General features: G+C 70.8%; 22 protein-coding genes, 1 tRNA gene and 1 pseudogene. 11 read left to right on the top strand and 13 right to left on the bottom strand.

Translation table 11 applies throughout. From position 1 onward, the window contains the following. The first annotated feature begins 21 nt into the window (after positions 1 to 21). Complete coding sequence (locus ACF08N_RS29280) at positions 22 to 801, top strand: DUF6227 family protein (protein WP_392327714.1); 780 nt, start codon at positions 22 to 24, stop codon at positions 799 to 801. 8 nt (positions 802 to 809) lie between these two features. On the opposite strand, the gene ACF08N_RS29285 is transcribed toward ACF08N_RS29280, so the two are convergent. The 4 genes from ACF08N_RS29285 to ACF08N_RS29300 form a co-directional block, all read right to left on the bottom strand. After that, positions 810 to 3,005, bottom strand: coding sequence for a fructose-specific PTS transporter subunit EIIC (locus ACF08N_RS29285; RefSeq protein WP_392327715.1), 2,196 nt, complete (start codon positions 3,003 to 3,005; stop codon positions 810 to 812). Continuing rightward, positions 3,002 to 3,955: a 1-phosphofructokinase gene (gene pfkB, locus ACF08N_RS29290; RefSeq protein WP_392327716.1), complete on the bottom strand. Its 954-nt coding sequence runs from the start codon at positions 3,953 to 3,955 to the stop codon at positions 3,002 to 3,004. Before pfkB ends, ACF08N_RS29285 begins: the two co-directional genes overlap by 4 nt. Continuing rightward, positions 3,952 to 4,713 carry a DeoR/GlpR family DNA-binding transcription regulator gene (locus tag ACF08N_RS29295; protein ID WP_392327717.1) on the bottom strand — a complete coding sequence of 254 codons (762 nt, stop codon included), beginning with the start codon at positions 4,711 to 4,713 and terminating at the stop codon, positions 3,952 to 3,954. Before ACF08N_RS29295 ends, pfkB begins: the two co-directional genes overlap by 4 nt. Positions 4,714 to 4,984: 271 nt before the next feature. Beyond that, entirely contained in the window at positions 4,985 to 6,529 is a 1,545-nt protein-coding gene (locus ACF08N_RS29300; RefSeq protein ID WP_392327718.1) for an MFS transporter, read from the bottom strand. 62 nt (positions 6,530 to 6,591) lie between these two features. On the opposite strand from ACF08N_RS29300, the gene ACF08N_RS29305 reads away from it, so the two are divergent. Beyond that, positions 6,592 to 7,551, top strand: coding sequence for a helix-turn-helix transcriptional regulator (locus ACF08N_RS29305; RefSeq protein ID WP_392327754.1), 960 nt, complete (start codon positions 6,592 to 6,594; stop codon positions 7,549 to 7,551). A gap of 271 nt (positions 7,552 to 7,822) precedes the next feature. Here ACF08N_RS29305 and ACF08N_RS29310 read toward each other — a convergent pair whose 3' ends face one another. Beyond that, a complete protein-coding gene (locus tag ACF08N_RS29310) occupies positions 7,823 to 8,875 on the bottom strand; it encodes an RNA polymerase sigma factor RpoD/SigA (RefSeq protein ID WP_392327719.1) in 1,053 nt (350 codons plus the stop codon). Positions 8,876 to 9,026: 151 nt separating this feature from the next. Here ACF08N_RS29310 and ACF08N_RS29315 point away from each other — a divergent pair, with 151 nt between their 5' ends. Beyond that, positions 9,027 to 9,569, top strand: a complete 543-nt coding sequence (locus ACF08N_RS29315; protein ID WP_392327720.1) for a GNAT family N-acetyltransferase — start codon at positions 9,027 to 9,029, stop codon at positions 9,567 to 9,569. 32 nt (positions 9,570 to 9,601) lie between these two features. Here ACF08N_RS29315 and ACF08N_RS29320 read toward each other — a convergent pair whose 3' ends face one another. Then, entirely contained in the window at positions 9,602 to 10,405 is an 804-nt protein-coding gene (locus ACF08N_RS29320; protein WP_392327721.1) for a dioxygenase, read from the bottom strand. Positions 10,406 to 10,501: 96 nt separating this feature from the next. Here ACF08N_RS29320 and ACF08N_RS29325 point away from each other — a divergent pair, with 96 nt between their 5' ends. Continuing rightward, a complete protein-coding gene (locus ACF08N_RS29325; protein ID WP_392327722.1) occupies positions 10,502 to 11,026 on the top strand; it encodes a MarR family winged helix-turn-helix transcriptional regulator in 525 nt (174 codons plus the stop codon). Between the two features lie 255 nt (positions 11,027 to 11,281). Here the strand turns inward: ACF08N_RS29325 and ACF08N_RS29330 are convergent, their stop codons facing one another. Next, the gene (locus tag ACF08N_RS29330) at positions 11,282 to 12,805 is read right to left on the bottom strand and encodes an MFS transporter (RefSeq protein ID WP_392327723.1); all 1,524 of its coding nucleotides are present in this window, start codon (positions 12,803 to 12,805) and stop codon (positions 11,282 to 11,284) included. Between the two features lie 199 nt (positions 12,806 to 13,004). After that, the gene (locus ACF08N_RS29335) at positions 13,005 to 13,652 is read right to left on the bottom strand and encodes a TetR/AcrR family transcriptional regulator (RefSeq protein WP_392327724.1); all 648 of its coding nucleotides are present in this window, start codon (positions 13,650 to 13,652) and stop codon (positions 13,005 to 13,007) included. Between the two features lie 314 nt (positions 13,653 to 13,966). Between ACF08N_RS29335 and ACF08N_RS29340 the strand changes: the two genes are divergently transcribed. Further along, entirely contained in the window at positions 13,967 to 15,253 is a 1,287-nt protein-coding gene (locus ACF08N_RS29340) for a M6 family metalloprotease domain-containing protein (protein WP_392327725.1), read from the top strand. Positions 15,254 to 15,277: 24 nt separating this feature from the next. Here the strand turns inward: ACF08N_RS29340 and ACF08N_RS29345 are convergent, their stop codons facing one another. Next, positions 15,278 to 16,948 (bottom strand): class I adenylate-forming enzyme family protein, encoded by a 1,671-nt coding sequence (locus ACF08N_RS29345; RefSeq protein WP_392327726.1) that lies wholly within the window; start codon positions 16,946 to 16,948, stop codon positions 15,278 to 15,280. 189 nt (positions 16,949 to 17,137) lie between these two features. Here ACF08N_RS29345 and ACF08N_RS29350 point away from each other — a divergent pair. After that, positions 17,138 to 17,210 (top strand) — tRNA-Arg (locus ACF08N_RS29350). A 66-nt stretch (positions 17,211 to 17,276) separates the two neighbouring features. On the opposite strand, the pseudogene ACF08N_RS29355 reads toward ACF08N_RS29350, so the two are convergent. Together ACF08N_RS29355 and ACF08N_RS29360 are read right to left on the bottom strand one after the other, a co-directional pair. Further along, positions 17,277 to 18,004: pseudogene (locus tag ACF08N_RS29355) on the bottom strand (tyrosine-type recombinase/integrase); the annotation flags it as partial. 64 nt (positions 18,005 to 18,068) lie between these two features. Beyond that, the gene (locus tag ACF08N_RS29360; protein WP_392327727.1) at positions 18,069 to 18,629 is read right to left on the bottom strand and encodes a hypothetical protein; all 561 of its coding nucleotides are present in this window, start codon (positions 18,627 to 18,629) and stop codon (positions 18,069 to 18,071) included. 988 nt (positions 18,630 to 19,617) lie between these two features. Here ACF08N_RS29360 and ACF08N_RS29365 point away from each other — a divergent pair. The 3 genes from ACF08N_RS29365 to ACF08N_RS29375 all read left to right on the top strand — a co-directional run bounded on the left by ACF08N_RS29365 (position 19,618) and on the right by ACF08N_RS29375 (position 23,436). After that, complete coding sequence (locus ACF08N_RS29365; RefSeq protein ID WP_392327728.1) at positions 19,618 to 19,932, top strand: YrhB domain-containing protein; 315 nt, start codon at positions 19,618 to 19,620, stop codon at positions 19,930 to 19,932. 207 nt (positions 19,933 to 20,139) lie between these two features. After that, a complete protein-coding gene (gene lepB, locus ACF08N_RS29370) occupies positions 20,140 to 20,805 on the top strand; it encodes a signal peptidase I (protein WP_392327729.1) in 666 nt (221 codons plus the stop codon). 414 nt (positions 20,806 to 21,219) lie between these two features. After that, on the top strand, positions 21,220 to 23,436 hold the full coding sequence (locus tag ACF08N_RS29375) for an FG-GAP repeat domain-containing protein (protein WP_392327730.1): 2,217 nt from the start codon (positions 21,220 to 21,222) through the stop codon (positions 23,434 to 23,436). A gap of 383 nt (positions 23,437 to 23,819) precedes the next feature. On the opposite strand, the gene ACF08N_RS29380 is transcribed toward ACF08N_RS29375, so the two are convergent. Beyond that, complete coding sequence (locus tag ACF08N_RS29380; RefSeq protein ID WP_392327731.1) at positions 23,820 to 24,146, bottom strand: GYD domain-containing protein; 327 nt, start codon at positions 24,144 to 24,146, stop codon at positions 23,820 to 23,822. 340 nt (positions 24,147 to 24,486) lie between these two features. Between ACF08N_RS29380 and ACF08N_RS29385 the strand changes: the two genes are divergently transcribed. Next, positions 24,487 to 24,945, top strand: coding sequence for a hypothetical protein (locus ACF08N_RS29385; RefSeq protein WP_392327755.1), 459 nt, complete (start codon positions 24,487 to 24,489; stop codon positions 24,943 to 24,945). A gap of 7 nt (positions 24,946 to 24,952) precedes the next feature. Next, positions 24,953 to 25,198 carry a hypothetical protein gene (locus ACF08N_RS29390; protein ID WP_392327732.1) on the top strand — a complete coding sequence of 82 codons (246 nt, stop codon included), beginning with the start codon at positions 24,953 to 24,955 and terminating at the stop codon, positions 25,196 to 25,198. A gap of 66 nt (positions 25,199 to 25,264) precedes the next feature. Here the strand turns inward: ACF08N_RS29390 and ACF08N_RS29395 are convergent, their stop codons facing one another. Beyond that, entirely contained in the window at positions 25,265 to 26,077 is an 813-nt protein-coding gene (locus ACF08N_RS29395) for an adhesin (RefSeq protein WP_392327733.1), read from the bottom strand. Positions 26,078 to 26,087: the final 10 nt, after the last annotated feature.

Here is a 26,087-nt window from a genome sequence, read left to right on the forward strand (position 1 = left end):
GCGACGGCCTGGAGACCCCTCTTGAACGATCCGATCGATCCGTACGAGACAACCGAGACACACCTCGAGCGACTCCTGGGTCGGGCGCTCAACTCCTTCGATCTGCCCGACGCGACTGTCGAGCGGCTCGGATCGGCGCTGGCCCACGCCAGTTCGCTGCACTCCTCGCATCACGAGGCGGGGCTGCACCGGGCGACGTACCGCCATACGTACCTGCTCGGTGACGGCAGTTCGCTCACCTTGTGGGAGCTCGTGCACAGCGGCAGCAAAGGGACCGGACGCGACGGCGCCCGTGGCCCGGAGCAGCACGAGCTCTACGCGGAGGAGGGCGAGGCCCGGCTCGCCGCGTCCCGCCTCCCGGCCGGCTTCCCCGGGTTCGCCGAGGACATCTCCGGTCCCGGCTTCGGCCTGGACGCCGACCTGGAGCTCCTCGCCTCCCTGATGGCACCGCCCCCGGCGCCGCTCCCGCCGATGTACGTCCCCGACGACTCGGCCGACCACGCGCGCCGCGTGCTGCGCCGCGCGGAGAACGAGAACCGGCCCGGCGAGCAGACCGCACACAGGCTGCGGGCGGCGTTCGCGCACCACATCACGCAGGTGTTCGGCCGCCAGTACCGGGTGGCGGGCAAGGACGCGGGTTTCACGCTGTACGAGCACGCGTTCCTGCTGCTGGACGGCACCGAGACCAGCCTGTGGGAGGTCGAGCACACGGCGACACCCGACGGCCGCCACATGTGCGAGGTCTACGAGGCGGAGCACGCCGCGCGCGAAGCGATGGAGCTTCGCGCGCGGGTGCGGTAGCGGCGGCGTCAGGCGGCGACGGACACCTTCTCCGCCGGGGCCGCCTCGGCGCCCGCGGGGGCCGTCTCCGGCTTGCGTGCGCTCTTGAGCACGACGACCAGGGCGGTGCTGACCAGCGTGCCCGCGACGATGGCGAGCAGGTAGAGGAACGGGTTGCCGATCAGCGGCACCACGAAGATGCCGCCGTGCGGGGCGCGCAGCGTGCACTCGAAGAGCATCGACAGGGCGCCGGTGACTGCGCCGCCCACCATCGCGGAGGGAATGACCCGCAGCGGGTCGGCCGCGGCGAACGGGATGGCGCCCTCGGTGATGAACGAGGCGCCCAGCACCCAGGCGGCCTTGCCGTTCTCCCGCTCGGTCTTGGTGAACAGCCGACGGCGCACGACCGTCGCCAGCGCCATGGCGAGCGGCGGGACCATGCCCGCGGCCATCACAGCCGCCATGACCTTGAGCGAGCCCTCGGTGGGGTTGGCGAGGCCGCCGACCGCGAACGCGTAGGCGACCTTGTTGAGCGGGCCGCCGAGGTCGAAGCACATCATCAGGCCGAGGATGACGCCGAGGATGACGGCGTTGGCTCCGGAGAGGCCGGACAGCCAGTCGGTCAGCGCCTGCTGGAGTTCCGCGACGGGCTTGCCGACGACGAGGAACATCAGGAAGCCGACGACGATCGACGAGATCAGCGGGATGACGACCACCGGCATGATGCCGCGCAGGGGCTTGGGCACCTTGAGACGTTGGATGGTCATGACCGTGAAGCCCGCGAGCAGACCGGCGATCAGGCCGCCGAGGAACCCGGCGTTGATGGTCAGCGAGATGGCGCCGCCGACGAATCCGGGGACGAGACCGGGGCGGTCGGCCATGCCGTAGGCGATGTATCCGGCGAGCACGGGCACGAGGAAGCTGAACGCCAGCCCGCCGATCTGGAACAGCAGCGCGGCCCAACTCGTGTGGTCGGCCCACACGAAGTGCTCGGCGACGGACTTGGCGTCGGCGATCTCGTAGCCGCCGATCGCGAAGCCGAGGGCGATGAGGAGACCGCCTGCCGCGACGAACGGGACCATGTAACTGACGCCGGACATCAGCCACTTGCGGAGCTTGGTGCCGTAGCCCTCGCCGGGTTCGCCCGCCCGGTCCACGGGGGCCGCCGCGCGCGTCGGCGCGGTGACCTCGCCGCGTTCGGCCTTGCCGCGCACCTCGGCGATCAGCTCGGCCGCCCGGCTGATGCCGGCCTTGACGCCGACGTCGACAGTGGGCTTGCCGGCGAAGCGTTCCTTGTCCCGTACGGGTACGTCGTGGGCGAAGATCACGCCGTCGGCGGCGGCGATGACGGAGGGGTCGAGGCGGGCGAAGCCGGCGGAGCCCTGCGTCTCGACGACGACCTCGACGCCCGCGGCGCCGCCCGCCTTCTCCAGGGCCTCGGCCGCCATGTAGGTGTGGGCGATGCCGGTGGGGCAGGAGGTGACGGCGACGACACGGAACGGGCCGCGGGGCCCGGAACCGGCGGCCGTACCGTCGTCCGCCCCGGCCGGAGCGGTCGCCACGGCGGCCTTGTCCCCGTCGCGCGCGGCCTGCCCGGCATCCGCCAGCTCCGCGGCGGTTCCGGTAGCGGGCTCGCCGCCCGGGGACAAGGCCGCCGAGGCGGACGGTCCCGCCGCCTGCGCGGTGCCGGCCTCCGCCTCGTCGGCGCCCGCAGCCGCGGACGTACTCGCTGCGGCGTCCGCCTCCGAGGACGGCGCGGCACCCTCCCCGTCCGTCGCCGGCGGTGCGTCGCCGCGGATCAGGGAAGCCGTCGCCGAGCGGTCCGTCGACGTGCGCAGCGCGCCCGTGAAGGACTCGTCCATCAGACGGCGGGCCAGCGACGAGAGGATCGTCAGGTGCGCGTCGTCCGCGCCCGACGGTGCGGCTATCAGGAAGATCAGGTCCGCCGGTCCGTCCGGCGCGCCGAAGTCGATGCCCGCCGCGCTGCGGCCGAACGCCAGCGTCGGCTCGGTGACATGCGCGCTGCGGCAGTGCGGGATGCCGATGCCGCCGTCCAGGCCGGTCGGCATCTGCGCCTCGCGCGCCGCCACGTCGGCGAGGAAGCCGTCCAGGTCGGTGACCCGGCCGAGCGCCCTCATCCGTTCGGCCAGCGAACGGGCCGCCGCTTCCTTCGTCGTCGCGGCCAGGTCGAGGTCGACCAGGTCCGCGGTGATCATGTCGCTCATCGCGGGCTCCCTTGTTCGGTGAGGACTCGGTCCAGGGGGATGTCGGCGGTCACGGTGACCGCGGACGGGTCGAGGTCGGCGGGGGCGGGCATCACGCTGCCCGGCAGCTGCACCGCCGCCGCGCCGTGGGCGACCGCCGCCATCAGTGCGTCGCGGCCCTCCCCGCCGGCGGCGAGGAATCCGGCGAGGGAGGCGTCCCCCGCGCCGACGTTGCTGCGCACGGCGCTCACGGCCGCCGAGCCGAAGTACGTGCCGGTCTGTGAGACGAGCAGCTGGCCGTCCGCGCCCAGGCTGGCGAGCACCGAGCGCGCGCCGAGCGCGAGGAGTTCCTCCGCCGCCTTGACCGCGTCGCCGACGGTCAGGAGCGGGCGGCCCACGGCCGCGGCGAGTTCGTCGGCGTTCGGCTTCACGACGTCGGGGCAGGCGGGCAGGGCGGCGAGCAGTGACGGCCCGGACGTGTCCAGGGCGACGCGCGCTCCGGCCGCGTGGGCTCGGCCGACCAGTTCGGCGTACCACTCGGGGCCCAGCCCGCGCGGCAGGCTGCCGCAGCAGGCGATCCAGGCCGCGGCGGTCGAGTGTTCCCGGACCGCGGCGAGCAGCAGCACCGATTCGGCGGGGCTCAGCTCGGGACCAGGAGCGTTGATCTTGGTGAGCGTGCCGTCCGGTTCGGCGACGGCGATGTTCGAGCGGGTGTGTCCGGCCACCGGCACGGACACGACCTCGATGCCCTGGCCCGCGAGCAGGTCGGCGACGAGTGCGCCGGGCGCGCCGCCGAGCGGCAGGACCGCGACCGTGCGGTGCCCGGCGGCCGCGACGGCCCGCGACACGTTGACGCCCTTGCCGCCCGGGTCCATGCGCTCGCCGGTGGCGCGCAGCACCTCGCCGCGGTCCAGTGACGGGACTTCGTAGGTGCGGTCCAGCGACGGGTTGGGGGTGACGGTGAGAATCATGCGCGTACGACCTTCGTGCCCGCGGTCTCGATGGCCGCGGCGTCCTTCGGGGCCAGCCCGCTGTCCGTGATGAGCAGGTCGACGTCCGCGAGGTCGCCGAACCGTGCGAAGTGCTCCTGTCCGTGCTTGGCCGAGTCGGCGAGCAGGATGACGCGCCGCGCCGCGGCGATCTGGGCGCGTTTGACGGCGGCCTCGGCCAGGTCGGGGGTGGTCAGGCCGCCGTCCGCCGAGTACCCGTTCGCGCCGATGAAGACGACGTCCGCGTGGATCTCGCCGTACGCCCGCAGCGCCCAGGCGTCGACGGCTGCCCGCGTACGGTGCCGGACGCGGCCGCCGACCAGGTGGAGGTCGATGCCGGGGTGGTCGGCCAGCCGCGCCGCGACGGGCAGGGCGTGGGTCACGACGGTGAGCGAGCGGTCCAGGGGGAGCACGGCGGCGAGGCGGCCCACGGTGGATCCGGCGTCGAGGATCACGCTGCCCTCGTCGGGCAGTTCGGCCAGGGCGGCCTGGGCGATGCGGTCCTTCTCGTCGGCGGCGGTGGACTCGCGCTCGGCGAGGTCGGGCTCGAAGTCGAGCCGCCCGGCCGGGATGGCCCCTCCATGCACCCGCCGCACGAGGCCGGCACGGTCGAGGGCCTTGAGGTCGCGCCGGATGGTCTCGGCGGTGACCTCGAACGCCTCGGCGAGCGACAGAACGTCGACGCGTCCGCCGTCCCGGGCGAGCCGCAGGATCTCCTGTTGGCGCTCCGCTGCGTACATGTGGTTCTACATCCGATCCATGCCCGAACCTGTGGTTTCCCTTGGCAGGCTACGCCCGCATTTCCGCAAAGTAAACAGATTCGGGCAATGAGAGCCACACAGGCGGGCACACTCAGGCATTCGGGGAACCGGGCATCCGGGCATCCGGGCATGGCGATGCCCGTGCCACCGAGGTCGTGGCGCGGGCATCGTCGTGTTCCGGGGCGGCCGACCGGGCGGGATCGGAGATCCACGCCCCGCCGGAACGTGCAGCCCCGACCGGCAGGCGGCGTCAGCGCGCGAGCACCGGCTCCGGCTCCGGCTCGCCGGTCGGCCGCTCCTTCGCGACCGGCTCCGCGTCGTCGTCCGCCGCGCCCGCCTCCAGGTGCTGCTTCGGCCGGGCCGGCAGCGCGAACATCACCAGGAAGATCGCGACGAGCACCGCGGCCACCCACCACAGCGAGTTCTGGAAAGCCTCCACGAACGCCCGGCCCGTCGCGCCCGGCGCGAGCCGCTCCTCGTCGATCGTGCCGAAGAAGACCACCGACACGAGGCCGAGTCCGAGCGCGTTGCCCATCTGTCCGGTCGTGTTGATCAGACCCGATGCCGAACCCGCGTGCTCGCGCGGCACCTCCGAGAGCACCGCGTCGGTGAGCGGCGCGACGATCAGGCCCATGCCGGCGCCCATGACGATCAGCGGCAGGGTCATCTGCCAGGGGGCGATCGCGGTGCCGTACCGGTCGGCCTCCCAGATGTAGATCAGCAGACCGGCGGCCATCGTCACCGCGCCCGCCTGCAGCACCTTCCGCCCGAAGCGCGGCACCAGCAGCTGCACCGACATCCCGGCCGCCGCCGAGACGGCGATCGAGAACGGCACCCCGGTCAGACCGGCCTTCAGCGGACTCCAGCCGAGGCCGATCTGCATGTACAGCGTCCAGACCAGGAAGAAGATGCCCAGCACGACGCCGAACGTGAGCTGTACGGCGATACCGGCGGCGAAGCTCTTCACCTTGAACAGCGACAGCTCGACCAGCGGGGAGCCGTCCTTGCGGGTCTTGTACCTCTCGTACGCCACGAAGGCGGCGAACACCGGGAGGCTGGCCGCCATGCACAGGTGGCCCCACAGCGGCCAGTCCAGCTCACGGCCCCGAGTGAGCGGGTAGATCAGCATCAGCAGGGCGAGGGTGGCCAGGGCGACGCCGACGAGGTCGAGCCGGAGCGCCTTCGGGGCGCGGGACTCGGTGATGAACTTCCGGCCCAGGATCAGACCGGCGATGCCGACGGGAAGGTTGATCAGGAAGATCGGGCGCCAGGCGAGGCCGAAGAGGTCCCACTGGGTCAGCAGCGCGCCGAGCAGCGGACCGGAGACCGCTCCCAGGCCCACGACCGCGCCGAACAGGCCGAACACCTTGCCGCGTTCGTGCGCCGGGAAGGTGACGTGCACGATCGACAGGACCTGGGGCACCATCATGGCCGCGGCCGTGCCCTGGAGCAGGCGGGAGGCGACCAGCATCTCCTCGTTCGGTGCGAACCCGCAGAGCGCAGAGGCGATCGTGAATCCGGTGATGCCGATCAGGAACAGCTTCCTGCGGCCGTAGATGTCGCCGAGCCGACCGCCCGTGATCAGGCCGGCGGCGAAGGCGAGCGCGTATCCCGCGGTGATCCACTGGATCGCACCGAACGAGGCGCCGAGGTCCCGCTCGATGCTGGGGATCGCGATGTTGACGATGGTGACGTCGACCAGATCCATGAAGGCCGCGGTCATGACGATGGCGAGAGCGATCCATCGCCGGCGGTCCGATGCCGTACCCGTTACGGCGGGCTGCTGTGAACTCATACGAGGATTCTGGAGGCCATATAGGTCAGATCATGTCCTAGATGAGGAGCACCCTGAAGAACATGACGGACACTCCGGCACGACTTCTGCATCTGCTCTCCCTCCTCCAGACCCCGCGCGAATGGCCGGGCAGCGAGCTCGCCGAGCGCCTGGAGGTCACCCCGCGCACGATCCGGCGCGACATCGACCGGCTGCGCGACCTCGGATATCCGGTTGAGGCGACCAAGGGCGCGGTCGGCGGATACCGCCTGGTCGCGGGCGCCGCGATGCCGCCCCTGCTGCTGGACGACGAGGAGGCGGTGGCCATCGCGGTCGGCCTGCGGGCGGGGGCGGGCCACGCGATCGAAGGCATCGAGGAGGCCTCGGTGCGGGCGCTGGCCAAACTGGAACAGGTCCTCCCGTCCCGGCTGCGGCACCGCGTGACCACGCTTCAGGCGGCGACACTCCCATTGACCAGGGGCGACGGCGCCACGATCGATCCGCACACGCTGACGGTCATCGCGGGCACGGTCACCGCGCGGGAGCGGCTGCGGTTCGCCTACCGCGCGGGCGACGGCGCCGAGACGCGACGACAGGTCGAGCCGTACCGGCTCGTGTCGACGGGGCGCCGGTGGTACCTCGTGGCGTACGACCTCCAGCGCGAGGACTGGCGCACGTTCCGGGTGGACCGGGTGACGGAGCCGTTCGCCACGGGGGCGCGGTTCACGCCGCGGGAGGCTCCGGTGGGGGACGCGGCAGAGCTGCTGAGCCACTCCATGTCGCGTCAGCAGCAGGAGCACGAGGTGGACGTGAGCTTCCGCGCCCCGGCGTCCTTCGTCGCGGCCCGGCTGCCCGAGCACCTGGGCGCGCCCGCCCCGACGGGCGAGGACACGTGCCGGCTGCGGACGCGCTCGGCGGACTCGGTGGAGTGGCTGGCGCTGCGCCTGGCGCTGGTGGACTGCGAGTTCACGGTGCACGGACCGCAGCCGCTCCGCGACTACGTGACGGACCTGGCGACCCGCCTGACGAGGTCCACGGCCTGACGGGGTCGCGGCGGGGGCCGTCCGAGGGGGACCTCGGCCCCAGCGTGCGGGCCGCAAAGAGAGGCGGGTTGCCCGCCGGCCCCAGCGTGCGGACCGGAAAAGGAGCCCGGGCGGCCCCGGTCGGCCCAGCAGGCAGGCCCGGAAAAGACCGGACGGGCCCGCAAGAGACGCAGCACGCGGCTCCGGATACGCGGCGGCGGACGGTCCTGGTGGGTGCCAGGATCGTCCGCCATATGCCCTCGGCCGCGCGCAGGCGCGGCCCGGCCGATGCCTACGCCGCCGCGTCGAAGCCCGTGTCGCGGGCCATGCGCTTCAGCTCCAGCAGCGCGTGCTTCTCGATCTGACGGATCCGCTCACGCGTCAGGCCGTGCTCCTTGCCGACCTCCGTCAGCGTGCGCTCCCGGCCGTCCTCGATGCCGTACCGCATACGGATGATCGAGGCCGTGCGGTGGTCGAGCCTGCCGATGAGGTCGTCGAGCTCCTCGCTGCGCAGCAGCGTGAGCACCGACTGCTCCGGGGACACCGCCGACGTGTCCTCCAGCAGATCGCCGAACTGGGTCTCGCCGGCGTCGTCCACCGACATGTTCAGACTGACCGGGTCGCGGGCCCAGTCCAGGACGTCGGTGATGCGCTCCGGCGTGGAGCCCAGCTCCTCCGCGATCTCGGCGGCCTCCGGCTCGCGGCCGTGCTCCCGGTTGAACTCGCGCTGGACGCGCCGGATGCGGCCCAGCTCCTCCACCAGGTGGACAGGGAGCCGGATGGTGCGGGACTGGTCGGCGATGGAACGGGTGATCGCCTGGCGGATCCACCACGTCGCGTACGTCGAGAACTTGAAGCCCTTCGCGTAGTCGAACTTCTCGACCGCGCGGACCAGGCCCGCGTTCCCCTCCTGGATCAGGTCGAGCAGGGGCAGTCCGCTGCGCGGATAACGCCGGGCGACGGCCACCACGAGGCGCAGGTTGGAACGGATGAAGACGTCCTTCGCGCGCTCACCGGCAGCGGCCAGCGCCTCCAGCTCCTCACGCGTGGCTCCGCCGGCCTCGCCCGACCCCGCCGCGGCAGCGGCTGATGTCACTGTTCCGTCGAGGATCTGGCGGGCGTACACACCCGCTTCGATGGTCTGGGACAGCTCGACCTCCTTGGCGGCGTCGAGCAGTGGCGTACGCGCGATCTCGTCCAGGTACATGCCGACCAGGTCGCGGTCGGCGATCTCCCCGCCCACGGCGCGAACGCTGCTCGCCCTGTCGGTCCCACCCCCGGAGCCGGAGACCTGAGACGTGCTCCCAGCGTCGGACTGGCGACGGGCGACGGCACGGGTTGCCATGCGAGCTCCCTTGCTGAGTAGGTCACGACACCCTCCCGGGTGCCCTGCATCCGAAGGAAACAACGACTGGAATCCGGACAGAATTCCCATCAGGTGCATCGATTTCCGCGATCATGCAGTACCCTGTGCCGCCACCGAGGGGAGGGACCGGATGCCGCCGGAGCGCAGGGACGTGCAGGTCAGGGCGGGCGTGGAGGCCGACCTCGCGGCACTCACCGACATCTACAACCACTACGTCCGTGAGACCGCCGTCACATTCGACACCACGGAATTCACCCCCGGACAACGCCGTCCGTGGCTGCACTCCCACCCTGAAGACGGCCCGCACCGCCTCCTGGTTGCGCGGGATGCGGCACGAGGCGTCCTCGGCTACGCCACCAGCAGCCCCTTCCGCCCCAAGCCGGCCTATGCGACCTCCGTCGAGGTCAGCGTCTACCTGGCCCCCGAAGCCACCGGCCGCGGCATCGGCACCCTCCTCTACAAGGAGCTCTTCGCGGCGCTCGAGGGCGAGGACGTGCACCGCGCCTATGCGGGCATCGCTGGGGGCACCTCCGCCGAAGGCAGGGGGACCAACGAGCCCTCGATCCGGCTCCACGCCCGCTTCGGCTTCCGGCATGTCGGGACGTACGAACAGGTGGGCCGCAAGTTCGGCCGGTACTGGGACGTGGCCTGGTTCGAGAAGCCCCTGAACTGACGGGCGTCGGCTCGACGGCCCGGTGGCTCGCCTCAGCCGGACCGCACCGGCACTCGGCCGAACTGCACGGAGCGCTTGGCCAGCCCCATCCAGAAGCCGTCGATCACGCTCCGGCCCGTCCCGAGCTCGTCCTGCGAGGCGCCCAGGGTGACGAACAGCGGGGCGAAGTGCTCGGTGCGCGGGTGGGCGATACGGCCCGCGGGGGCCTTGTTCTCGAAGTCCAGCAGCGCGTCCACGTCCGCGGCCGCCAGCGCCCGCCGCCCCCAGTCGTCGAACTCCGTCGACCAGCCGGGCGTCCCGCCGTGCCGCAGGGCGGCCAGGTTGTGGGTGAAGAAGCCGCTGCCGATGATCAGTACACCCTCGTCGCGCAGCGGGGCGAGCCGCCGCCCGATCTCCAGGAGCCTGGCGGGATCGAGCGTCGGCATGGAGATCTGAAGTACGGGGATGTCGGCGCCGGGGAACATCTCCACGAGCGGTACGTACGCGCCGTGGTCGAGGCCGCGGTCCGGGACGTCCTGCACCGGCGTACCGGCGCGGCGGAGCAACATGCGGACGGACTGGGCCAGTTCGGGAGCGCCGGGAGCCTCGTAGCGGACGCGGTAGTAGTGCTCGGGGAAGCCCCAGAAGTCGTAGACGAGAGGGACGGTCACGGTCGCGCCGAGCGCGAGCGGGGCCTCCTCCCAGTGCGCGGAGACGACGAGGATGGCCTTAGGGCGCGGCAGCTCGGCCGACCAGGCCGCGAGCTGGCCCGGCCAGACCGGGTCGTCGGCGAGGGGCGGCGCGCCGTGGGACAGATAGAGGGCGGGCATGCGCTCCGCGACGGGGCTGGCGTTCATGGCGGCTGACTCCCGATCTTCTTGAACTTTCAAGTTCAGGCCCCGACTCTACTCCCGGAAGCCATTTAGTTCAACTTTCAAGAACAGGGTCGTAGAGTGGGATACATGAACAGGGCATCCACTGGCGACAGCGACTCCGAACCGCGCTGGCTGACCGAGGCAGAACAGCGCGTCTGGCGTTCCTACCTGCATGCCACCACTCTCTTCGAGGACCATCTCGACCGCCAGCTGCAGCGGGACGCGGGCATGCCGCACGTGTACTACGGGCTGCTCGTCCAGCTCTCCCAGGCACCGCACCGGCGCCGCCGGATGACCGAGCTCGCGATCGACGCGAAGATCACCCGCTCACGGCTCTCGCACGCCATAGCCCGGCTGGAGAAGAACGGCTGGGTCCGCCGCGAGGACTGCCCCTCCGACCGGCGGGGCCAGAACGCCGTCCTCACGGACGCGGGCTTCGAGGTCCTCAAGCGCGCGGCGCCGGGGCATGTGGAGGCGGTGCGCCAGGCGATGTTCGACCGGCTCACACCCGAACAGGTGCGGCAGCTGGGCGAGATCATGCAGGTGCTGGCCGAGGGACTGCAGCCGCAGGACACGGGCGCGGACCTGCCCTGGCTGCGCTGACCGCACGGCCACGCGCACAGGTACGCGGACGCGGGCGCGCACGCGCACGCGCACGCCGACACGGCCCGGACACACACGCGGACGCAGGACACCCGGGCATGACCAGGGGCCCGGCCCGGGTCGATCACCCGGGCCGGGCCCCTGCCGTATCCTCGGCCGCGCACCGTCGGCTCTCCGGCCTCCGCCGCGCGGCCCCGGTGCGTCACCTCTCGACGTCGACGTCACCTCTCGGGCGTCGCGGGCTCCCGCGCCGCCTCAGTGCGCGACGACGGGGATCTTGACCTCGTCCTCGACACCGTCCCCCTCGTCCGAACGCGCGGGGGCCGAACCGGCCCCCGGGCGCCCGGAGTTGATGAACGTGGCGGCGATGGCGGCCGAGACGGCCAGGATGCCGACCGCCCACCAGATCGCGGACGAGAAGCCGTGCACCATGCCCTGGAGCTCCAGCAGCTTCGGGTCGGCCGCACCGGCCGCGTGCGAGGTGATGTACGAGGTCGTGGCGGACGCGGCGATCGTGTTCAGCAGCGCCGTACCGATCGCACCGCCCACCTGCTGCGAGGTGTTGACCATCGCGGAGGCGACACCGGCGTCGGCCGGGTTCACTCCGTGCGTGGACAGGGACATGGCCGGCATGAAGGCCGTACCCATGCCGAGCCCCAGCAGCAACTGCGCCGGCAGGATCAGGCCCGCGTACGAGCTGTCGATCTCCAGCTGAGTCAGCATCAGCATGCCGATCGCGGCGACGACGAAGCCGGGGGCCATCAGCAGTCGCGGCGGCACACGCGTCATCAGCCGGGCGCCGATCTGGGTCGAGCCCGTGATCATGCCCGCGATCATCGGCAGGAAGGCGAAGCCGGTCATGACCGGGGAGTACCCCTTCACGACCTGCAGATAGAACGTCAGGAAGAGGAAGAGCCCGAACATCGCGATGACCGCGAGACCCAGCGAGAGGTAGACACCGCCGCGGTTGCGCTCGGTCAGGACGCGCAGCGGCAGCAGCGGCGAGCTGACATTCGCCTCCGTGACGACGAAGGCGGCGAGCAGCGCCGCGGAGGCGACGAACATGGTCACGGTCAGGCCGTCGGACCAGCCGGCGGACTCGGCGCGCGTGAAACCGTAGACCAGCGCGACCAGTCCGAGGGTGGACAGGACGACGCCGGGGATGTCCAGCGACGAGCGGTTGCGCGCGCCTTCCGGCTCGCGGATGACGAGGTACGCGCCGACGGCAGCGACGATCGCGAACGGGATGTTGACGAAGAACGTCCAGCGCCAGTTCAGGTACTCGGTGAGGAAGCCGCCGAGGATGAGACCGACCGCGCCACCGCCACCGGCGATGGCACCGTAGATGCCGAACGCCTTGGCGCGCTCCTTGGCGTCGGTGAACATCACCGCGAGCAGCGAGAGCGCGGCGGGCGCGAGCAGCGCGCCGAACACGCCCTGCAGGGCGCGGGCGCCGAGCATCATCGCCTCGCCGGTGGCCGCGCCGCCAAGCGCGGAGGCCGCGGCGAAGCCGAGCAGGCCGACGACGAAGGTCCGCTTGCGGCCCCACAGGTCTGCGATGCGGCCGCCGAAGAGCAGCAGACCGCCGAAGGCGAGGGCGTAGGCCGTGATGACCCACTGCCGATTGGCGTCGGAAATACCCAGGTCCTGCTGGGCGGTGGGGAGCGCGATGTTCACGATCGTCGCGTCGAGGACCACCATCAGCTGGGCGAGGGCGATGAAGACGAGCGCTTTCCAGCGGCTCGGGTCGGGAAGGGATATGTCGGGCGTTTTCGGCATGGGTCTGGCCACCTAAGGAGTTCGAGAGGTCACACGAGGTGCGTCAGGTCGGCAGGAGGCCCGCGTGGGAGGGTCACGGCATGGAGACCCCCCAGGCGGGGATAAGTCATCGGTCGGGCCGGGGCCCGGCCGGCACCGCCACCCCGTCTCCGCGGCGGTGCCGCGAAGCGACGGCGATACCGGAATCGGCGCTACGGCGTCACGTGGTGCTCCGCAGGTCTTCGAGGGTGGCGGCCGCGCCGGGCAGTTCGGAGCGCGCCGGCGCTTCGAGGCCGTCCAGGAACAGCTGCAGATGACGGTGGACGAACCGGTCCATGTTCAGGCACGCGGTGCCCGGCAGGGGCCGGGTGAGCTGGGAGAGGGCGACCATCAGGTCCCCGACGGCGACGTCACCGCGCATCCGGCCCGCCGACTGGGCGCGCTCGACGAGGCCGAGCACGGCATCCTCCAGGCGCTCGCGTCCGGCGTGCAGGTCCGGGTGGTCGGAGTCGAAGGCTCCGGAGAGCATCGGGCACAGGGCGCCGATGCGCTCGTCGGCCGCCTCGTGGACGAAGCGGCGCAGGGCGGCGAACGGGTCGGCCTCATCGGCCGTCGCGGTCGTCGCCCGCTCGGTGGTGCGGGACATCACGGAGATGACGACCTCGCGTACGAGCACCGCACGGTCGGGGAAATGGCGGTAGAGCGTGGCGTTGCCGACCCCGGCGCGACGGGCGATCTCGTCCAGCGGGACCTCGGGTCCGTACTCGACGAGCATCTCGCGCGCGGCCGACACGATCCGCTCGCGGTTCCGCAGGGCGTCGGCCCGAGGGCGCGGCGTGCGGCGCGTTTCGGTGGCGGCGGGACTCACGGCTCCCCTTCCTTCCCGGATGGTCGATGGGTCCGGCCCCTGACCGCTCGACAGGCCTCGACGAATCTCGACGAGCCTCGACAAACGGGGAGCCCGTCCCCGTTTCGCGGGGACACCGGTGCAAACGGGGAAAGGTTCCCCGGTTATTTCCCGCCCTGGACGTGACCTGAGTCACTTCCGCCGGGTCGAACCCGCGGATCGGGAAGTACCCACGATCGGACCACCCGGCGCGCGCCCGGCCGGAGGCCGACACAGGCTGACGGACAGAGCGCAGCCAGGGCCCGGCCTGCTGCCGCGGACCCGAAGGCGAACGCATGCAGCAGCCCCGCCACCGGATACGCACACGGAGCAGCCACCGCCGGCTCGGCGGACTCGCCGCGTTCGCCGCCCTCACTTTCGCGGCGCTCACCACGGCGAGCTCCACGATTCCCGCCCCCTCCCGGGCGTCGGCGGGACCGGTGGCCGCTCCGGACGCTCCGGGGCTCGGACCCTGCCGCATTCCTTCGGTCTCCGGCGTGCAGATGTCGGAGGGCCTGCCCACCCCGCCCGGCTACACCCGCTCCACGGGCGAGGTCAGCGCCCTCAACCTCATGATCGACTTCTCGGACGCGGTGGGCGAGGGCTCGGCGCTCGACCGGCTGGCGGAGTTCTTCCCGCAGACCTCCCAGTGGTTCAGCACCAGCTCGTACGGCCGGCTCAGCTACCGCCCCCACGCCCCTGTGAGCGACTGGCTGCGGATGCCGCTGCCGTTCGCTGCGTACGGGATAGACCGCGGCTCGCCGTACGAGCCGGGCTACCGCAAGCTCGTCGAGGACCTCATCGAGGTCGCCGATTCGAGGGTCGACTTCAGCCGGTACGACCTGGTCAACGTGCTGGTCACCCCCAACGCGGGCCCGTCCGCCCTGGACACCGTGCTCTCCGTGACCTTCTCCGGCAACGACGAGGCGCCGTACGCGGACGGGGTGCCGCTGGCCAACACGTCCTTCGTCTACAGCCGCCAGGACGACGGCTCGGGATCGTACGCCCGGACCGGCTACCGGGTCCTGCCGCACGAGAACGGCCATGTCTTCGGCCTGCCCGACCTCTACACCGCGGAGGGCGGAGGCGCAGTCGGCCACTGGGACATCATGTCCGAGGACTGGGGCGCCAACAACGATCTGCTGGGCTGGCACAAGTGGAAGCTCGGCTGGCTCGACAACGAGCAGATCCGCTGCGCGTCGGCGCCGGGCTCGGCGGAGTACGCGCTCACGCCTCTCGCCACGGCAGGCGGCTCGAAGCTGGCGGTCGTGCCGCTGAGCGAGGACAGCGGTTACGCGGTGGAGGTACGGGCCCAGGCGGGCAACGACGACGCCGTGTGCGAGCCGGGCGTACTGATCTACCGGGTGAAGTCCAGCGTGGACACCGGCCGGGGCCCGGTGACGGTGGCGGACAGCGAACTCGACAGCGGCGGGTGCACGCGCAGCCCCAACGTCCACGCGGAACTGTCCGACGCGCCGTACCAGCCGGGCCAGTCCTTCACCGACAGCGAGCACGGCGTGCGCATCTCGGTGGTGGGCGAGGAGGAGGGCGGCGGGTACCGCGTGCGGATCACCCGCTCGTGACGCGCTCCCGTGCCATGTCGCCGGTCACCCGGCGGCGAACCCCTCCCTCAGCTCCCGCTTGAGGATCTTGCCCGTCGGATTGCGCGGCAGCGGCTCGTCGCGCACCACCACGTGCGCCGGCACCTTGAACGCGGCGAGCACCTTGCCGACGTGCGCCCGCAGTTCCTCCGCATCGGCCGTGGCACCGGGCCGCAGCCGCACCACGGCCGCGACCTCCTCCCCGAGCACCGGATGCGGCACCCCGAGAACGGCGGCGTCGGCGACATCGGGATGGTCGTGCAGAACGCCTTCCACTTCGACGCAGTACACGTTCTCGCCGCCGCGGACGACCATGTCCTTGATCCGGTCGACCACACTGACCCGCCCGTCGCGGACGGTCGCGAGGTCCCCGGTCCTGAACCAGCCCTCGTGGAACGCCTCCGCGGTCGCCCGCTCGTCGCGCCAGTAGCCCCGTACGACACCCTGACCGCGCAGCCACAGTTCGCCGACCTCGCCCTCGGGCAGCGGATCCCCGCCCGGCCCGGCGACGCGGACCTCGACCGCGGGCGCGGGACGGCCGACGCTGCCGGGGTGCGCGCGGTAGGCGTCGCCGAAATTCGCCAGCACTCCCCCGCTGGTCTCGGTGAGCCCGTAGCCGTTGCGCGGCTCGATCCGCCGCCCGTACGCGGCCGTCAGCCGCGCCACCAGGCCGGGCGGGGCGGCGGCCCCGCCGGTGCTCAGATTGGTCAGCGTCTCCAGCCCGGCGCCCGCCCGCTCGGCGGCGTCCAGCAACTGGAGCGCGGTGGTCGGCACGCCGGAGTAATGGGTGACCCGATGCCGCCGGACGAGCGCGAGCGCCCGGCCCGCGTCCCACTTGCGCATCAGCACGAGAGTGCCGCCGACGCCCATCATCGCGTAGAGCGTCGTGAACGCCGCGACGTGGAAGAAGGGGAACGTCATCAGGCAGACGGGGGCCGCCCCCTGCCCCGGCACCAGCCCGCGCCCGAGCGCCGAGACGGTGGCGTGGTACCGCGGATGCACGGTGGCGCCGGCCTGCGCGAGCTGCGTGGCGACGGCGCCCTTGGCACGGCCGGTGGTCCCGGACGTGTAGATGACGGTGGCGTCGCTCTCCGGCGCCACGTCCACGGCGGGCGGCGCGGCGAACGGGTCGGGCGCGTCGAAGTCCTCGTACCGCTCGACGCCTTCACCGGTCGCGCCGTCGTGGTGGAAGACGACGGTCCGGGCGCAGTTCGCCCGCTGCCACGCCTCGACGCGGGGCAGCCGCTCGCCGTCGACGAGGAGCACGGCCGGGGTGCAGTCGCCGAGCGCGTACGCGAGCTCCTCCTCGGTCCACCAGGCATTGAGCGGCACGGCGACGAGCCCGGCCAACTGCGCCGCCCAGAAGGCGATCTGCCACTCGGGGTGATTGCGCATGGCGATGGCGGCCCGGTCACCGGGGCGCAGCCCGTAGACGTCCACGAAGCGGCACGCGAGGGCGGAGGCGGCGGCGAAGAACTCCCCGTACGTGTACGTCCGGCTCTCGGCGATCAGGAACGGCCGCTCGCCATGCGCCCACGTGGCCTCGACGAACTCCCGCAGCGTCCGCGGCCCGGACGCGTACCGCAGCGCACCGTCCTCCCCGCGCACGACGGCGAAGGGCGCACCGGGCGCGGTGAGCCGGTCCCGCACGCCGTCGGACGTCCCGCTCTGTGACACGGCCCGCCCCTCTCTAAGCGCTCGCTCAGTCCCGGGGCGACGCTATGCGGCGCCCTGTGCGGCGTCAAGGCGTGCCCAGGTGGTGGCCGGGGGATGGCCGGCACCGGCGTGAGCTGCCCAAAGGGGAATCCCGCCGAGCGGCAGAGCTTATCCGCTAGGCTAGGCGCCGGATCCTGACGGGATCCCCCCGCCTTCGTAGCTCAGGGGATAGAGCACCGCTCTCCTAAAGCGGGTGTCGCAGGTTCGAATCCTGCCGGGGGCACCGGCGCAACGGCCCCGGACCGGTGATCGGTCCGGGGCCTTCGACGTCACCAGGGGCCGGTCGTTCACGGCCGGGTCGCCTCTTGAGCAGCCGGTCCATGTGGCTGATCGCCTCACGCTGCGTGTCCTGCACGACGTGCGTGTAGACGTCCATGGTGATGCTGATCTGACTGTGTCCGAGGATCTCCATCACGACGCGAGGAGCGACTCCGGCCGCGGTGAGCAGGGTGGCGCAGCCGTGCCGGGCAGCGTGCAGCCGACGCGAAGGCCGGCGGAGTCGGCGACCCGGGTGACGGACTGGCACACGTTACGCGGCTCGACCGGTCGGCCGTTCCGGGTGGCGAAGACGTAGCCGCCCTCGTCCCACGACTCCCCCGCGCGCAGCTTGGCAGCGGCCTGGCATCCCGTGCCAGCGGAGCGGGGCGATGCACATGGTCGGGAGCGGCACAGCCCGACGACGGCGCCTCTTGGGGTCGTCGTCATACAGAACGCCGCGCCGACGCTGCGTCTGCTGACGGACGTAGAGCACGCGCTTGTCCAGGTCGACGTCGATCCAGCGGAGACCGACAAGCTCAACCCGCCGCAGGCCCATGGCGATGCGAGGACGAAGGCGGCGTACGGCGGATCCCTACGGGCGGCGGCGAGGAAGTCCAGCGTCTCGTCGAGGGACCAGGGGCCCAGCTCCCGGGACTTGGCCCGGGGCGGCTCGACGAGGCTCGCCACGTTGCGGGTCACCAGCTCCTCGCGGCAGGCAGCCGTCAGGGCGGAGCGGAGCACCCGGTGCGATTCCTTGGCAGGGGTCGAGCGGGATGCCACTGAGACCGAGCAGCTCGACGTGGTCGGTCCCGCATATCTAGCACTAAAGAGCATCAGTGACCTCTTGAAGGTCTTTGCTCCGCCTTCCGGGCAGGCCGAGCATATACATCAGATTCTTCAGGTTGGCCTCGGCGCATTCCTGCGTCACGGGGTCCTTCCGCAACTGCTCCCAATGGCTCGGAGGGGAGACTTCCCCAGGGAGAGAGATGAAGATGGCATCAGATCTCATTTCCCCTTCCGCGTCAAAATTGAGCTGAAGCGTGAACCGAAATATGATTGCGTCAATGTCTGGATTCTCGACGTCTAGCCCGACTTCAATCCTTACGCGGGTCGCTTCGTTCGGACTGAGGGAGTCATGCATTTCAGTGGATACGTTGAATTTCCGATTCTTGGGTGATTCCGGAAAGGTCATCTTGTACGTGCTGGACACCGGAAGGGGAGCTCCCTCAAGGCAGACGTCGATCGTTCGCCAGTCGCTGACAATCGCAGTTGCCCTCTTGAGGACAGAAGTTTTACTGCCGATGTTTCGAATCTTCACGTCCAGGAATACAGTCTCGTCTCCGCGTTCTGTTGCGCTTACGTCGACAAGCTCTAGCGCTGACAATCTGTCGATTGGCTCCGGAGTCGGGCTGGCTGTCGCGTGATAGGACGACTCCGGCACTTTTGGGGTGGGAGTCGGCTCAGGGGTGGGTTCTGTGGAGCTGAGAAGCTGTGGCAGCAGGATTCCCGCCAACGTGCCTACCAGTGCGATTAATGACGCAATGATGGTTGCTCGCTCGGGTGTAATTTTGCGCCTATCTCGGCGAGGAACATCGTCCGGTTCATCTTTCAATGATGGACTCATTGATGCCTTCCTAGCCTTCGGCGCGGGCCGTTGGCCATGTCGCCTCACTACGCGGAATCATGCAGATTTAGGCCGGGCGGCGGCACCTTGCTCCGAAACGTGGGAGTCGTTCAGGCATAGCTCGATTCACCGACTCCAGTCTCCGTAAAGCCGGTCTTCTGGGCATCATCAGCTAGGCCGGACGAGTCAACCCTTCACAGGTTGCGGCGAACGGTCACGGCAAGCCGTAACAGTCGGTCCGGTATGGGATGGTTCTCGACCAGCCGGGAGGCGTCCTGCTGGCGCTGGAGCGGCCGCTGACCGCGGCCGCCGTACGTGAGCACCGGGGGACGGGCAGCGCCCACAGCCAGGCACCACGAGACAGAAACTCGATCGGTCAGTCGGTCATACAGCAGCGCCATACCGCAACCCCAGCAACCGCCCCCGTCCGACAGCGTCCCTCCAGTGCCTCGTAGCGGCCGGTATGGCTGTTGCTGACCGATCCGGCTAGAGCTAGGGATCAGAAGGTTCCCCGTGCCACAACCGCGCCAGATGGGACGGGCGCTCACGGGGAACTGCGGTTGCCACCGCTGGCCGCAGCCAGCAGACGCCGAAGTCGACATCCCGCAGGCCAGGCCCAACTCGCCCCACCTCGCTCCTAAAGCGGGTGTGACTCGCCGGGAGCCTACGGAGCCACGATCTCTCGCCCCATGGCAGCTCCCGCCCCAAGCCGCCCCGCCGACCTCAGCTGCGTCCGTAGACTCGCGCAGTGATCACAGCCGTGCGAGCCCGAGAGATCGTTGACGCCCATCTCGCCCTGATGCAGCCGTACCCTCCGGAAGAGGGCGTGACCGCTGTAGTGATCAAAGTGAAGGAGCACCGCTTCGGGTGGGAGTTCACGTATCAGAGCTCCAGATACGTGCAGACGGGGAGCCTTCGAGACAGGTGGATCGGGACCGGGCCCCTCGTTGTTGACCGCCGCGACGGCCGCCTGGAGGAACTTGGCGGCAGGCAGTTCGGCGACACGGTCGCTGAGTACCAGCGTGTCTACGACCAAGAGACGTCTGCCGGCGGAAAGCCCTGACCCGCGCAGGCCGGCGCCACCGCCCCTCAGCGGGCATCCGCATACGGCGGCTTCCAAACTGCTGATCCAAGGCCCCTGCCCGAGCACTTGTACGGGCCGAAGGCTCCACCAACCTATGCGGCCTTGGGGGTGAGATGCCTTCCTGACCCGAGACCGCTTAGCCTCTGCTGGTTCGCCCGGCCTCGGGCGGTTCAGGGAGGGGTGTTCATGCAGCAGCGGGGAGTGGGCAGCAGGTTGAGAGTCGCGGCCTGGGTACTGGTACCACTCGGGCTGGTCCTGGCGCTGGGGGGCATCGGGTACTTCCTCACGCATTACCAGGGGGCCACCGTCATGAGCGAGGCGATGGAGCCCACGTACCGCCCAGGCGAGCGGCTGGTCATCGAGCGCATCGACGCGGGCAAGATACGCAGGGGTGATGTCGTACTCGTCCATGTGCCCGATCGCTATCAGGGCAGACCGGTCCTGCAGCGGGTCATCGGGATGGGCGGCGATCACGTGGTGTGCGACGGAACTCGGATCACGGTGAACGGGAAGCCGGTCGACGAACCGTATGTGATGCGCGGCGAAGTGAACCCGGGAACCGGACCGTACGACGTGAAGGTGCCGGACGGGCGGTTGTTCCTGCTGGGCGACAACCGGGGGAACTCGAACGACTCGCGGTTCTTCCTCGACGAGCAGTCGGGCAGCGTCGCGGCCTCCGGAGTGCTCGGGCGAGTGCAGAGTGGTCTCACTGTGCCGGCGGTGTGTGTGGCGCTCGGGGTCCTCGGGATCGTGCTGACCCTGGTCGGGATCGGCCTGGGGATCGGGGGGTACGCGTCCGGACGGAGTGCCCGCCGGCCGCTCACGGCTGTGCCGCCGCGGCCCGTGGTGTGAGCGATCTGGGGCATTTGCGTTGTGGCTGGCGTGAGCGCGGCGGCACCGCGCCTCAAGGGGCGCGGTCGGCGGCAGCGTCCACTGCCGGGACTACCGGGGCATCCCGCACTCACTGACTCTTGGTCCGACGGAGGTGGCAAATCGCTTGCCCGCAGGTGCGGCCCTGCGCTGACATCAACCGGTGACACCAACGGGCATGGACAGCCGCGGTGTTCAGCGACTGCCGACGGCCTGGACGGACAAGGCCCACATGTCCGCCGCCACGTTGGAGCGGGCGGACGGGGGTGACGGGTGCTGCCACCCGGCCCGATGAAGTCGAACGGTTCGCCGAAGTTCCCGTACAACCGAGCGACCCGATCATGAGTCTGATCGGGCACGGCACTTCCGTGTCCGGTCTTCTCGTGGGGGTTCACCTTGCAGTTCCGCTCCACCGGCACCCGTCTCGCCACGGCCGTCCTCGTCGTCACGGCCCTCGGCGCCGGCACGCTGGCCACCGCCCCGGCCGCCTTCGCCGCCGGCTCGGGCTCCGTCTCGGGCTCGGCCCCGGCCGAGGCAGCCGCCGCCCTTCCCGTCTACCCGGAGGGCTCCGACCTCGGAGGCGTGGGCACCTCCGGCTTCCTCACCTACTCCTTCGCCCACGACGGCACCCGGAAGCTGCTCTGGACGCCGTACGACGGCGGCGCCCCGACCCCGCTCCAGGAACCCGAGGACGGCGGTTGGACCATGGCGGGCAGCGACGTGGTCGTCCTCGGCGACGACAACTGGAACGCCCAGATGCGTTCGCTCACCCTGCGGAACATGGCCGACCCGTCGGCCCCGGGCGTGGACATCGACCTCGGCGCCCTGAACGGGAACTACGTGGCCGTGCTGAGCCCGACGAGCGTGCTCGCGCAGGTGACGAAGGACGACGGCACGGCGGAACTGCACGTCGTGAGCAAGGACGGCGCCACGACGACCACCCGCAAGGTCTCGGGGCTCCCCGCGGACGCCACCGACTTCATCGGCTCGACGGTTAAGGACGGCCTCGTCCTCGTCGGGTACGAGACGGGTCCGGCTGACGCGCGGACCGGTGGCCGGGCCCTGATCGACGTGGCGGCCGGGACGGTGTCCGAGACGTACCCCTCCATCGAGTCCGGGTACGGCTTCAGCCGCCTGATGTTCTCCGGTTCGCACGTGGCCTGGCTCGACTGGAAGTCCGGCACCGGACTGTTCGTCACGTCCGTCGACCGCAAGACGCGCGAGGAGAAGCGGACCGTCCTGGGTGCCCGCGACGACGAGTGGTACTACGAGCTCGTGGGCGGCTGGCTGTTGTACGGCGACCCCGAGACGCCCGCCCGGGCCGTCTCCCTGACCAGCGGCGAGACCCGCGAGCTCGCCGACCGCGGGTCCGACACGAGGGCCGTGGCCGACGGCAGCCTGATCCTGCGGGGCGAGCGGGCCGCCGACGGCAAGGGGCTGTTCCGGATCGAGGCCGCGGAGGACGGCACCCCGAAGGTCACCAAGGTGGCCGACGAGGGCCGGCTGGCCGACCTGAAGATCGAGCAGGTGCACGTCCCCGACACGGTGAACCTCGACAAGACCGGCGGCGAGGTGACGCTGGGATGGACCTTGTCGCACCGCGACGCCTACTTGGACGTCACGCTCACGCACACCGTCACGGAGCAGCTGTACCGCACGCGCGTGTACGCCCCCGCCGAGGGCACCCGCTTCTCCCTCACCTGGGACGGCACCCTCGACGGGGTGGACGCACCGAACGGCTCGTACGCGGTGGAGGCCGAGGCGATGCTGCTCGACGGCACCGGCGAGCCGGTCTACCAGGGCTGGCGCATGAACGTGGTCCGCACGATCAACCCGCACGACTACACCAACAACGGCTCCACCGATGTCCTCGCCCGGGACGCCTCCGGCGTGCTGTGGCGCGACGACCTGCGGGACCGGCCGGTGAACGGCCGGATCGAGACCGCCCAGCGCACCCGGATCGGCTCGGGCTGGCAGACGTACAAGCAGATCGAGGCCGTCGGCAACCTCGCGGGCAACGAGGTCGGCGACCTGGTCGCCCTCGACGGCTCCGGCGTGCTCTGGCACTACCTCGGCAGGGGCGACGGCGGCTTCGCGCCCCGTGCCCGCGTCGGCGGCGGCTGGGGCGTCTACAACAAGCTCACCGGCGGCTCGGACCTCGACGGTGACGGCCGCACCGACCTCCTCGCCACGGACACCGCCGGTGTGCTGTGGTTCTACAAGGGCACGGGCTCCGCCACCGCCCCCTTCGCCGCCCGCGTGCGAGTCGGCGGCGGCTGGGGCGTCTACAACCAGCTCACGGCCGTCGGGAACATCGCCGGTACGGCCGCCGGGGACCTGGTCGCCCGCGACAAGGACGGCGTCCTCTGGCTGTACCAGGGCAACGGCCGCGGCAACTTCTCCGCCCGCGTGCGGATCGGCGGCGGCTGGGGTGCCTTCACCCAGCTCGTCGGCGCCGGTGACGTCGACAGCGACGGGCGCCCGGACCTGATCGCGTACGGGGCGGGCGGCACATTCGTCTACCGCTCGACGGGCTCCACCACCGCCCCCTTCAGCCGTCAGTCGACGTCGCTGTACGCGGGCGAGGGCTCCAAGTTCAACCGCGTTGCATGAAGAGCAGCGCCACCGTGCACCGCACCGTCCGGCACCACCGCCGCCTCGTCGGCGGCGGAGGAGCCGGGCCCCGCAGTCGTCAGTCCCGTCTCCCTGCTGCTGGGCGGGGGCCGTCCGGCTTTCTGTCGAGGACCTGGGGCTGTTCTTCTACGACGCTGACAGCCCTCACTGCTAGGTCAACGACGCGTCACCGCTGAGGCGGTGCCGTTCGGCCGTAATCCTCGATCGAGCTCGTAAGGCAGGTGTCGCAGTTCGAATCCTGCCGGGGCACCAGCGCAGAGGCCCCGGACCGGTCACGGTCCGGGCCTTCGACATCACCGGGGAGCGGTCGTTCAGGGCCGGGGCCGACGTGCGGTGAGCGGCCGCGACTGGGCGCGAGGCGACTACGACGCAGGCGCTCGGTACTGGACTTCCCCGGCCTTGCTCAAGGCATCCAGTGTTTCGTCAACGGTCAGCAGGACGGTCGTCTCCAACGAGCTCAGCGCGCGGCCTCCGGTGATCGCCAGCGCGACTGAGGCCATGGACACGTTGTCGGGGGCTTCCCACAGGGTGTAGCCATCGTGCTTTCCGAAGGCGTACCAGAACCCGTGGAGCTTTCCACCGACCGACTCGATGTACGACTGAGCAGCCGTTCTGCGGTCCTCGGGACGGCCGATGAGCCTGGCCCAGGTCTCTGGCGTGTAGCTGAACCTCGATAGATAGAGCGGCATCGTCTCCCTCTCGTCGGGCGATCCGCGCGAGTTCCTGTCGAGTGCCGAACGTTAACCGCTGAAACACTGAGGTGGGCTGCAACGCCTCTGCGTGTCATGCATCACCCACGGACGCAGCAAGACTACGGCGGATCACCGCTTCGGGCCCTCTCCGCCGTGATGCGTGCCGGCTCGACAAGGCCCGCAGCCCACATCCAGGGATCATTAACGTTTCTGCTGGTCAGCCCACTTGTTGGCTGATCACACATGTCAGTGAATCGCCCCGGATACTGCAACTGGCCGACCCCGGACGCCGTTTCCCAGGTCTCATCAGAGATCACCGGAGGGGACCACCTTGGCCATGCGCTCCATCTCGCGCCTCACGACGGCTCTGGCCGTCGCAGGGGCACTCGTCGCCACCTCGTCGACCAGTGCGCACGCCGGCGCGATCGGATCGACTCCTGTCCGCACCTTTGAGTACAGCGTGGGCGGTGTGACGATGAAGGTTCCGACAGGCTGCATGTTCACGCACGTCGTTCGCGGAAGCGGCAGGAAAATCACGTACCAGAACGCCGGCGTCGACTGTGCCTTTGTCGCGGCGCTCGGCACAGGCTTCTGCAACTGGCGCATCGACTTCACGTACGCCGACACCGACAACCGGACCTACCGTACGTCGCGCGGCAGGACGCACAGCGAGTGCAAGATCGATCCGATGCGGAACAACTCTCCTCAGACGCTCCCTCGTTATGGCAAGGCGTGCGCCCACCTCCATGTCAACGGCGTGCGGCGCGTGAGTCAGTGCCACCACATCACGAAGTGAGTTGTCCATGATCAAGCAGGAACAGGGGCGGAACTCGGACCCGGCGTGGGAGACACGGCGGCGCCGGGCCGGGATCGCCGCGTTTCTCGGGGGGCTCGTCGCCACGCTCGCGTTCTTCGCCTTCTTCCCCGGGCTGCCGCACGTCATCGACTGGGGAGCAATCCTCGTGGCCCTGGGGGTGGGCGGGCTTGCTCACTGGGGCTGCCAGTCCCGGATGACGAAGGCAGCGAGGAGGAGGACCGACCACATGTGATCAGGGCGGTGGGGCTTCGGCGAGCACTCTCGCGCCCAGCCGGCGCAGCCCACCGCACCCCGCCCCTCAGGCACTGCACTCCGCGCGCATCTGGGCCGCCGCGTGGTGCGCGCCGGCGCGGGCGGCGGTGCCCCAGTCCTCGCCGCGGTCGACCAGTCGCACCGTCAGGCGCTGGTCGTGCACCGGGACCTTCTCGATGACCACGCCCCTGCCGCGCAGTGAGGTCTGGTCGATCTCGAACGTCCTGACCGCGTCGCCGGCCGGGTCCGCGGGGTCCTTCAGGACGAGGTACGTGGACGGCCGGCCCGCCACGTCCTGGGGGCGGGCGCTCTCGGGGACGACGACCGCCACCGAGCAGCTCGTGTAGCCGCTGCCGACGTACCAGGACCATGTCGCCGTGTTCCCGCGGTCCTTGACCCGGGAGCCGGACATGGGAAGGGCCGTGAAGCGGCCGTCGCAGCCATCGCCCCGGTGGCCGCCCGAGCGCACGGTGTACCAGCCGTCGTCGCCGTCGCTGTAGCGGCCGTCCTCCTCGTAGCGCCCGCCGCCCGTGCAGCCGGGGCCGGCCCAGGCCGCGTACGAGGGGCTCTTGGGGCGGGGCGGCTTCGACGTCGCCGGCGGCTTCGGGCTCGGCGTGACGAGGGAGCGCGACGGTGACGGGGCCGGCACGTCGGACGGCTCGATCCGCTGCGGCGCGCCGCCGAGTTCGTCGAGGTCCTCGTCCGGGCCCGACGCCCGCGCGTCGGCCGGGGCCGCGTCGTCTCCGAAGGGGCCGCAGCCCGTGAGCGTCAGCGCCAGCGCGAGCGCTCCCAGCAGCAGTCGACCGGACCGCGCCGCCCTCGTTCCCGCGCCGTCGTCGCCGTTCCGTTCGCACGCCATGTCGCACCGA

The sequence above is a fragment of the Streptomyces sp. NPDC015127 genome, from assembly GCF_043080095.1.
GTDB lineage: Bacteria > Actinomycetota > Actinomycetes > Streptomycetales > Streptomycetaceae > Streptomyces.